The sequence below is a fragment of the Streptosporangium sp. OZ121 genome (assembly GCF_051918885.1).
GTDB lineage: Bacteria > Actinomycetota > Actinomycetes > Streptosporangiales > Streptosporangiaceae > Streptosporangium.
This window is the reverse complement of record NZ_JBPXMC010000001.1, coordinates 1,082,224-1,091,304: the sequence shown is the minus strand read 5'-3', so window position 1 is coordinate 1,091,304 and position 9,081 is coordinate 1,082,224. Positions and strand designations below refer to the sequence as shown.

The following is a 9,081-nucleotide window of genomic DNA, read 5'->3' as shown; positions in this document are numbered from 1 at the left end:
CATCGCTCGCGCGGCGCTTGTCCTCACCCATTTCGAGCACAGTTATCTACCGGCTATTCGCTGAGATCACGTCAGTGCGCAACCACTGAGAATCGGTGGTTGCACACGCTTCTTACCGTGAGCTTTCTCATACTTCCCGCCGGCGGCCTCGGGAGTGGGCGGTGTGGAGTTGCTTGGGCTGGGATCGCTCAGTGACCTTGCCGGCAGCGGCCTACGTTTTCTCCTCCACCGGCTCACCTGTTCTGAGCTGCGGCTTCAGACTGAAAAGCTCATTCTCAACGACTTCCGGTCCGCCCGTTTCCGAGAGGCGTCCTTGATGCACATTAACCGGATGTGATTGTCACGTTGCCGTCCGGTGACTTCTTTCCCGATGCGAAGGAAAGGGTGCGGGCCTCGGGGCGGCCGCAAGGTCCGCAGGTCCGAAGCTGTTTGCGAAGGTGATGCCGATAGGGCCGCGCAACTCATCCACGTTCGGGCGACGTAGTGCGATTGACGCGTCACCGAGAGACGTTTGCCTTTTTCGCGAATTTTGATGTATGTTCCTGACCGTTTGCCGTGATCATCCTCCGACCTTCCTGTTGGCGCGTCTGAAAAGGCGTGCGGACGGTCGACGTGAAGAGGCTTTGTTCGCTTAGGGTTTCGGTCTGGAGGATGGCGGCTCATGAATAGGCTGCGCTCGTTTCTGCGAGAAATTCACTGGTTCCGTTGGTTCACGGTCACCGTACTGACGGTGACCATTCCAGGACTCGTGCAATTGGTCGCCCGGCCGTTCTCGGCGGGCCCGGCGGCTTACGCGAACGCGGCTACCTCGCTCCTGGACGGCCAGGGCGCGCCGGTCACCCCTGAGCAGTTGACGGGTTCAGCGGCAGGCTTTCCATCACTGGTCGACTCGGCGGCCACGGCGACGACGGCGAAAGTGGCCGAGACTTCCCCGGCCGATGGCGTCGCCAAGAGTGGGAAGAGGCCTGCGGGGGCGTTGTCGGTTGACGCCAAAGACGTTGTGCCCGCTAAGAAGTTCACCCGCTCCTCCCCGGGCAAGCCCGGTGCGGGGGTGTTGTTGCCGCAGGCTCGTGACAGCGCGTCGTTGATGGGCATGACATTCGCGGCCTACTACCCCGATGACCGATCCATGGTGGACACCCTCACCCCGGAGTTGCGTGCCGATGGCTACAACGGCCTAGGAGGATGGTCTTACGAGTACCGCTACAAGGTCTGTGTGCTGGAGAACGGCAATCTCGGCGCCTGCACGCTGTCGGAATGGCGGTCCTGGGTCGACGCCGGGTGGAAGGTGCCGGCGGGCACCCTGCAGTGGGGCAAGACGTACGTGTGGGAGGTGACGATCCGCGACACCACCACCCAGGAGACCGGCACCCTGTCGAATCTGAGCTTCCTGACCGCGGTGCGCCAGCCCGTGGTGAGTTCCCAGCTGGCCACCCGCGGCGCCAACGGCCAGGAGTTCCACCAGCTCGCGGGGAACTACACCACCACCTTCACCGACGCCTCCGTTGCCACCGCGGGCCCGCCGTTGTCGGTGGTGCGCTCCTACAACAGTCTTGATGCGCGCACCGACGGGATGTTCGGGGCCGGTTGGTCGACCCGGTTCGACATGAAGATCCAGCCCGAGGCAGGCACTCCGCAGTCGCTGCTGGTGACCTATCCTGACGGCCGCAGGCTGCGCTTCGGGTACAAACGCACCGTCGGGGGGATCACCTCCTTTCAGCCTCCGCCGGGCGTCAACGCCACGCTGGCCACCGTCTCCGGCGGTGGCTGGCGGCTGAAGGATTCCGCGTCGACCTCTTATGTCTTCGATGCCCAGGGGCGTTTGAGCACGCTGACCGACAGCCGGGGCCGCGCGCAGAGCCTGGTTTATGACGCGGGTGGCAAGCTGGCCACGGTCACCGCGACCGGCGGCCGTTCCCTGGCCTTCACCTGGACCGGGGATCGCGTCACGGCCGTGTCCACTGCCCCGGTCGACGGCCAGCCGCTGACGTGGACCTACATCTACGACGCGCAGCGTCTGAGTCAGGTGTGTGCGCCGGTGGCGGCGCCCAACTGCACCACCTACGGCTACACCAGCGGATCGCGGTATCGGGGGGTGGTGCTCGATGACCGCCCGCTGGGGTACTGGCGGATGGGTGAGGTCCGCACCATCAGCTATCCGGAAGGCACCTCCAGGTGTTTTCCCGACGAGAGCGGTCAAAACGGCTGCACCTCCCTGCCTTCGGGGGTGCAGACCGGCAAGCCCGGCGCGCTGAGCGGGACCACGAATGCCTCCGCCAACTTCCAGGGCAGCGGCACCAACTCGGGCATCGAGCATTGGGGGCTGTTTCCCAAGCTGGGCAAGAGCATGTCGGTGGAGTCGTGGTTCAAGACCACCGACTCGGGCTTCATCTTCTGGGCCGGCGGTAGCTGGTTCCCCTACCAGCTTTGGTATGGGGTTCCTGGCCTGTATGTGGGCACCGACGGCAAACTGCGCGGGCTCCTGGATTCGATGATGGAGGGCACTCCTACCCCCGTCACCTCAGCGCAGGTGGTCAACGACGGCCAGTGGCACCACGCGGTGATCACCGCTGGTGCCGGGGTGACGAAGTTGTATGTCGACGGCGCCGCCGCCGGCTCGATCAACATGGGGGTGGAGTCGATGAGCTGGATGGGCAGCACCATCATCGGCAGCGGCGCCGCCACCTCATCACTGCCCGGCTCCCCGACGGGCCGATCCGATCCCACGGAATTCGGCTTCAAGGGGAGCATCGACGAGGTCGCGGTCTATGACCAGGTGCTCAGCCCCGCCCAGGTCAGCGCTCACTACGCCGCCCGAGCCGAAGCGCCGTTCAAATTGAACACGATCACGCTGCCCTCAGGGCGCCAATGGATGGCCACCACCTACAACCCGGCCAACGACCGGGTCGCCACCCACGTCGACCAGCACGGCGGCACCTGGAAACTCGGCGAGCCGACCTACTCTTTCGACTCCGTCGACCTCACTGAGCTGATGACGGTCTCGGTGGCCGACCCCAACAACAACACCCTCAAATATGTCCACGACGCCTGGCGCAACCACCGCCCGGTCAGCCGAACGGACCAACAGGAAAAGGTCACCAAGTTCCAGTACGACACCGGCGGTTTCACCACAAAGGTCACCGATCCCAACGGCGTCGTCACCGAGCAGCTCAACAATGCGCAGGGCAACCCCATCGAGGTCAGAACCTGCCGGGAGACAGGGAGCTGTCAGAGCACCTACCGGGAGTTCTACCGCAACAGCGCCGATGAGTTCGATCCACGCAACAACCGGGTGACCGCCAGCCGCGACGCCCGCTCCGCCCACTCCTTCGATTCCACCTACGCCACCAAGTGGGAGTACACCGCCCACGGTGAGGTGGCCAAGCACACCACCCCGGCCACCCTTGACTTCCCCGCCGGCCGCTCGACCAGCATCACCTACACCGACGGCACCGAACCGGCGGTCGGCGGCGGAGACACTCCGGCGGGGCTGATGAAGGTGGAGAAGGACGCCAAGGGCAACGAGACGACCTACCGCTACACGGCGGCCGGCGACCTGGCCGAGGAGACCGATCCGTCCGGGCTCACCACGAGGTTCACCCATGACGCGCTGGGCACGGTGACCTCCCGGAAGGAGATCTCGCAGGCCAACCCGGACGGGGTCACCTCGACCTTCACCTACGACGGAATGGGCCGCGTGCTCACCCATACCGGCCCAGGGATCAAGAACGAGGTCAGCGGTGTCACCCACACCGCGCAGACGCGCTACACCTATGACGCCGACGGCAACAAGCTCACCGACGTCGTCGTGGACCTCACCGGCGGCGACCCGGAACGCAAGATCACCTATACCTATGACGACCACGGCCGCACCAAGTCGGTGACCGGCCCCGAAGGGGCGGTCGTCCAGCAGACCTGGGACCACGTAGGCGCGCGGACCGGCGTGACCGACGAGCTCGGGAACGTGTTCCACTACACCTACACCACCCGTGGTGAGCTGGCCTCCCGCATCCTCAAGAACTGGACGGGGAGCCCCGTCAGCCCGCAGGCTCCACGCGACGTTGTGCTCGAGTCCTACACCTATGACGCGGTGGGGCGCCTGGAGACGAGCGTGGACGCGATGGGCCGCAAGCTGAAGCAGACCTACTTCGGAGACGGGCTGCCGAAGCAGCTGACCGCCGAGGGCGCCAAGCTCAACGGCTCCACCATCGCGCAGAACGTGGTGCTGGAGACCAACACCTACGATGCGGCCGGAAACCTGGTCTCCGTCCTGGCGGCGGGGAACAAACAGCGCACCGACTACGTCTACGACGCCGCCGACCGGCTGACCTCGCGCACCTTCGACCCGAACGGGCTGGCACGTAAGACGGCGTTCGTCTACGACGCCAACGACAACGTCCTCAAGACCACCTCGACAGGTGGCACCGGTTCCCGGGCCGAGGTGACGGAGTTCGCCTACAACGCCGACGACATGGTGATCCGCCAGACCGTGGAGAACGGTGACGCCGACATCGTCACGAGCAGGACGCTGGACGACCGGGGGCTGACCACCGGGGTGACCGATCCGCGGGGGCACACGGCGGGCGCGAACGAGGCCGACTTCACCACCACCTACCGCTACGACCTCGCCGGGCAGCTCGTCGAGACGCGATACCCCGAGACCAAGGTGGAGAAGAACGGCTCGGCGTCCAACCTCAGGCCCACCGTCAAGAGCGGCTACGACAGCGCCGGTCGTGAGACCCACTCCGTCGACGCCGAAGGCGGCCTCACGACCACCGCCTTCGACAGGCTGGGCAGGGTGAGGACGGTGACCTCGCCGTCGTACACGCCGCCCGGCGGGCAGACGCTGGTGCCGAAGGTCAGCTACGCCTACGACGCCGCAGGACGGCAGACCAGTGTCACCAACGAGCGCGGCGCGGTCGGCGCGATCGAGTACGACGCTCTCGGCAACCCGGTACGCATGACCGACCCCGCTCCCGGAGGCCAGTGGGTCAGGGAGTACGACCTGCTCGGCGAGCAGCTCGCCGAGACCGACCCGACAGGCGCGCGCACCGAGGCGACCTACGACGACCTGGGCCGGCAGATCACCCGTACGGTGATCGAACGCAGACCCACCCCCGTGGCGCTCACCACCCGGATGGAGTACGACCACGCAGGGGGCCTGACCAAGACGATCGCCCCGGGAACCCAGGGAAACAAGGTCAGCCTCTACGAGCTCAACGCCGCGGGCGAGGTGACCTCGCAGACCAACCCGCTGAACAAGACCACCAAGATCGAGTACGACCTCGCCGGGCGCACGGTCAAGAGCATCGACCCGCTCAACAACGCCAGCGTGATCGAGTACGACCTGGCGGGCCGACAGGTCGCCGCTAAGGACCTGAACGCCGCCGGAACCGTTCAGCGTTCGGTCGGTTTCGGCTACGACGCGGCCTCCAACCAGGTGCGCACCACCACGGGCGAGGGCCACACCACCACGATGCGGTACGACGCGCTCGGCGAGCTGGTCGAACTGGTCGAACCGGTCTCCGTGTCCAAGACGAACACCACCACCTACGGCTATGACGCCACGGGCGCGCTGACCCGCACCACCGACGGGCGCGGCAACACCGTCTGGACCACCTACAACACCCTGGGCCTGGTCGAGTCGGTCGTCGAACCGGCGACCCAGGCACATCCCGCCGCGGCCGACCGCACTTGGACCAGTGTCTACGACGCGGCCGGAAACCTCACCTCCCTGCAGCAGCCGGGCGGCGTCCGCCTGGAACGTGAGTACGACGCGCTGGACCGGGTCACCAAGGAGACCGGCTCCGGCGCGCCCGTCGCGACCCCGGATCGGACCTACGGGTACGACGCCGCCGACCGCCAGACGGCGATCGGCGACTACACGCTGGAGTACAACGACCGTGGCCTGCTCACCCGGGTCGCGAAGCCTACGGGCCAGGTCGCCGCGTTCGGCTACGACGTGGCCGGAAACCCGGTGGAACGGACGGACTCCTCGGGCCGGACCACGTTCGGCTGGGACAGCGGCGAGAGACTGACCACCGCCGCCGACCCGGTCTCGGGCAGGTCGTTCGTCTACACATACGACGACGCCGATCGTATGACCAAGCTCACCTCGGCGACTCCGGTCACCACCCAGGGCTTCGACTACGACGCCATGGACCGGCTGACCGCGCACACGCTGAAGAACTCCGCGGGAACGCAGCTGGCGAAGGTCGGCTATACCTGGGACCGGGACGACAACCTGATCACCAAGGTCACGGAGGGCACTGCCGGAGCCGGCACCAACAACTACGGCTACGACCAGCTCGGCCGGATCACCTCCTGGAAGGCGCCGAACGGCAACACCGTCGACTACACCTGGGACGCCTCGGGCAACCGGACCTCTGCGGGCGACAAGACCTTCACCTACGACGAGCGCAACCGCCTGACCTCGGGAGCGGGGACCGACTACACCTACACCCCGCGCGGAACCCTCGCCGGCGAGACCACGGCCGGGACGACCAAGAACCTGGTCTTCGACGCCTTCGACCGGCTGATCTCCGACGGGGACGTCACCTACGGCTACGACGCGCTGGGCCGGGTCGCCTCCCGCAAGCAGGGAGCCGACGACCAGCGGTTCCTCTACTCCGGAATGGCCAACGACATCGCCGCCATCACCGACGGAGCAGGCGCGGTCAAGTCCCGCTACGGCCGTAGCCCCTCGGGTGAGCTGCTGGGCATCGAGGAGGGCGGCCAGAAGCTGGGGGTGATGACCGACCTGCACGACGACGTGGTCGCCACCTTCTCCGGCACCGCGTTGACCGACTCGGTGGCCTACAACCCGTTCGGAGAGGTCCTCGCGCAGACCGGTACCAAACGATCCCTGGGATACCAGGGCGAGTACACCGACCCCGCGACGGGCAAGGTCAACATGCACGCCCGCTGGTATCTGCCGGGCACCGGAGGGTTCGCCTCCCGCGACGACTGGACGCTGTCCCCGTACCCGTCGATCAACCTCAACCGCTACACCTACGGCAATGCCAGCCCGCTGGTCAACACCGACCCCACGGGACACTGCCCGATCTGCATCCCGCTGCTGATCGCCGCCGCCAGGGTCGTGATCCCGATGGTCGTGCGCGCCGTGCCCAGGGTCGTCCAGGCGGCCTCCCGGGTCCGGCCCCCCGCGGTTCGCCCCCCGGCGATCAGGCCTCCCGCGGCCCGTCCTCCGGCGGCTCGTCCCCCGGCCTCTCGGGCAGGCGGGAACAACAGGGGCGGGGCACCGCGAAACCAGAACACAAGGTCGACGAAGCCTCCGTCGAGGTCCGGCAAGCCGCCGTCGAGGTCGACCAAGCCTTCGCGGTCCACCAAGCCTTCCAAGGCCACCAAGCCGTCGTCGAGGTCGACCAAGGCGCCGCCCAAGACGAAGTCATCGCCCAAGACCAAGGCGCCGCCCAAGGCGAAGTCATCGCCCAAGACGAAGACGCCGCCCAAGGCGAAGTCATCGCCTAAGACGAAGACGCCCCCCAAGACGAAGACGCCGCCCAAGTCCAAGCCGACCACCAAGACTCGTAGTGGGCCTTCCCACAACACCACCAAGATTGAAATCAGCGCGGAGAGCATCTCTGACGTGTCGGGTGTCGACACGTCTGATGTGCCCGACTTCAACGGCTGCTATGGATGGCGGAGCTGCATCAAGGACGTCGTCGAGGAGTTCGTCGACAACACGGTCGACGAGACCGTCGAGGACCTGGTGGACGAGATCACCCCGGACCTCCCGTCGGCCCCGCCGGGGGACGGAGGCTCGGCGTGCGACGCGCGCGGGCTCAACAGCTTCGTGCCGGGAACCCGCGTCCTGATGGCCGACGGTTCGACGAAGGCGATCGAGGACATCAGGGTCGGCGACCGTGTCGTGGCCACCGACCCCGAGACCGACGTCACCAAGGCCAAACCCGTCATTACCTTGATCACCGGTCACGGCACCAAGAATCTCGTCAAGGTGACCGTCGATATCGACGGTCACCGCGGCGACGCCATCGATGTCATCACCGCCACGGACGAGCACCCCTTCTGGGTCCCGTCCCTGCGCGAATGGGCGAACGCCGGCGACCTCAAGCCGGGCATGTGGCTGCGCACCTCAGCCGGCACCCACGTCCAGATCACCGCGGTCAAGAAGTGGACCGCCGTCCAGCGAGTCCACAACCTGACGGTCGACGACCTGCACACCTACCATGTGGTAGTCGGGGACCAGGCTGTCCTTGTTCATAACGCTAGCCCTCACTGCCTTGAAGTCGATGTATGTGATGCCAGCGGGAACCCTAAGGTCAGCTATTGTCTGCAGAGTGGAAATATGACGGATGCAGAGGCTGGCTTGGGGGGTGGCTACAATTCTCAATCGGCGACTCATACTGAACATCGTTCAGCTCGAATGTCCGGAGCTTCGCCCGGAAGGAATCCCATCCCTAATGACCCATTCGCAAATCTTGTCCCTCTAGACCCTGGCGATCAGGTCACTATGCGGGGCCAGTTGCCGCCGTGCCCTCGTTGCAGGGGAGCAATGAATCGCATGGTGGATGAGTTGGGTGTCGGAGTCACCTACGAATACGATGGCCCTCGCGGTTCAGGGTCATGGGAAGCACCTGGGAGGAAGAGGCGTAGATGAGGTTTGCGGCAGATAAAGTCAACCTGGATGAAGACTGGGATGACGAAGTGCTGGAAGTGGTAGTTGTAGGAAGCGAGGGGGCGTTGACCCGTTCCCTCTCCTTTCAGAGAAGCCTCCATGATCCAGATGAACAGGAAATCCAGCTCGGATGGGACACCTACTCTGTCTCAATGGAGGATGGAAAAACCGACTATGGATGCCTGTCTGAGGTTCAACTGTCGGGAGGGCGGCTTACGCTGAATTTCCTGCCCGATGTTGCTGAATCTCTCGGCTGGCCAGAAGTGGTTGAGGTAGACCTTCGGGTGTCGGAAGAAGAAATTGCCGAGATGGCTACAGTTCTGCGGTCGATACTCGAATGGGGGAGGCGGGATTCTGTTCCTAGGATTTCTGGCATTTAAGGCCATTCTTGGATGCTCCGAATGAAAATGTGCCGCTATTCC

Annotated in this window: 2 protein-coding genes; both read left to right on the top strand. The window is 65.4% G+C overall.

All coding sequences use genetic code 11. The features are described from left to right. The first annotated feature begins 1,000 nt into the window (after positions 1–1,000). Positions 1,001–8,641 (top strand): polymorphic toxin-type HINT domain-containing protein, encoded by a 7,641-nt coding sequence (locus ACTOQ1_RS05025; protein ID WP_440064736.1) that lies wholly within the window; start codon positions 1,001–1,003, stop codon positions 8,639–8,641. Then, the gene (locus ACTOQ1_RS05020) at positions 8,638–9,039 is read left to right on the top strand and encodes an Imm10 family immunity protein (protein ID WP_440064735.1); all 402 of its coding nucleotides are present in this window, start codon (positions 8,638–8,640) and stop codon (positions 9,037–9,039) included. Before ACTOQ1_RS05025 ends, ACTOQ1_RS05020 begins: the two co-directional genes overlap by 4 nt. Positions 9,040–9,081 lie beyond the last annotated feature (42 nt).

Coding starts and splice junctions, on each gene's coding strand:
- ACTOQ1_RS05020 (WP_440064735.1), top strand. CDS start 8,638: ATGAGGTTTGCGGCAGATAAAGTCAACCTGGATGAAGACTGGGATGAC.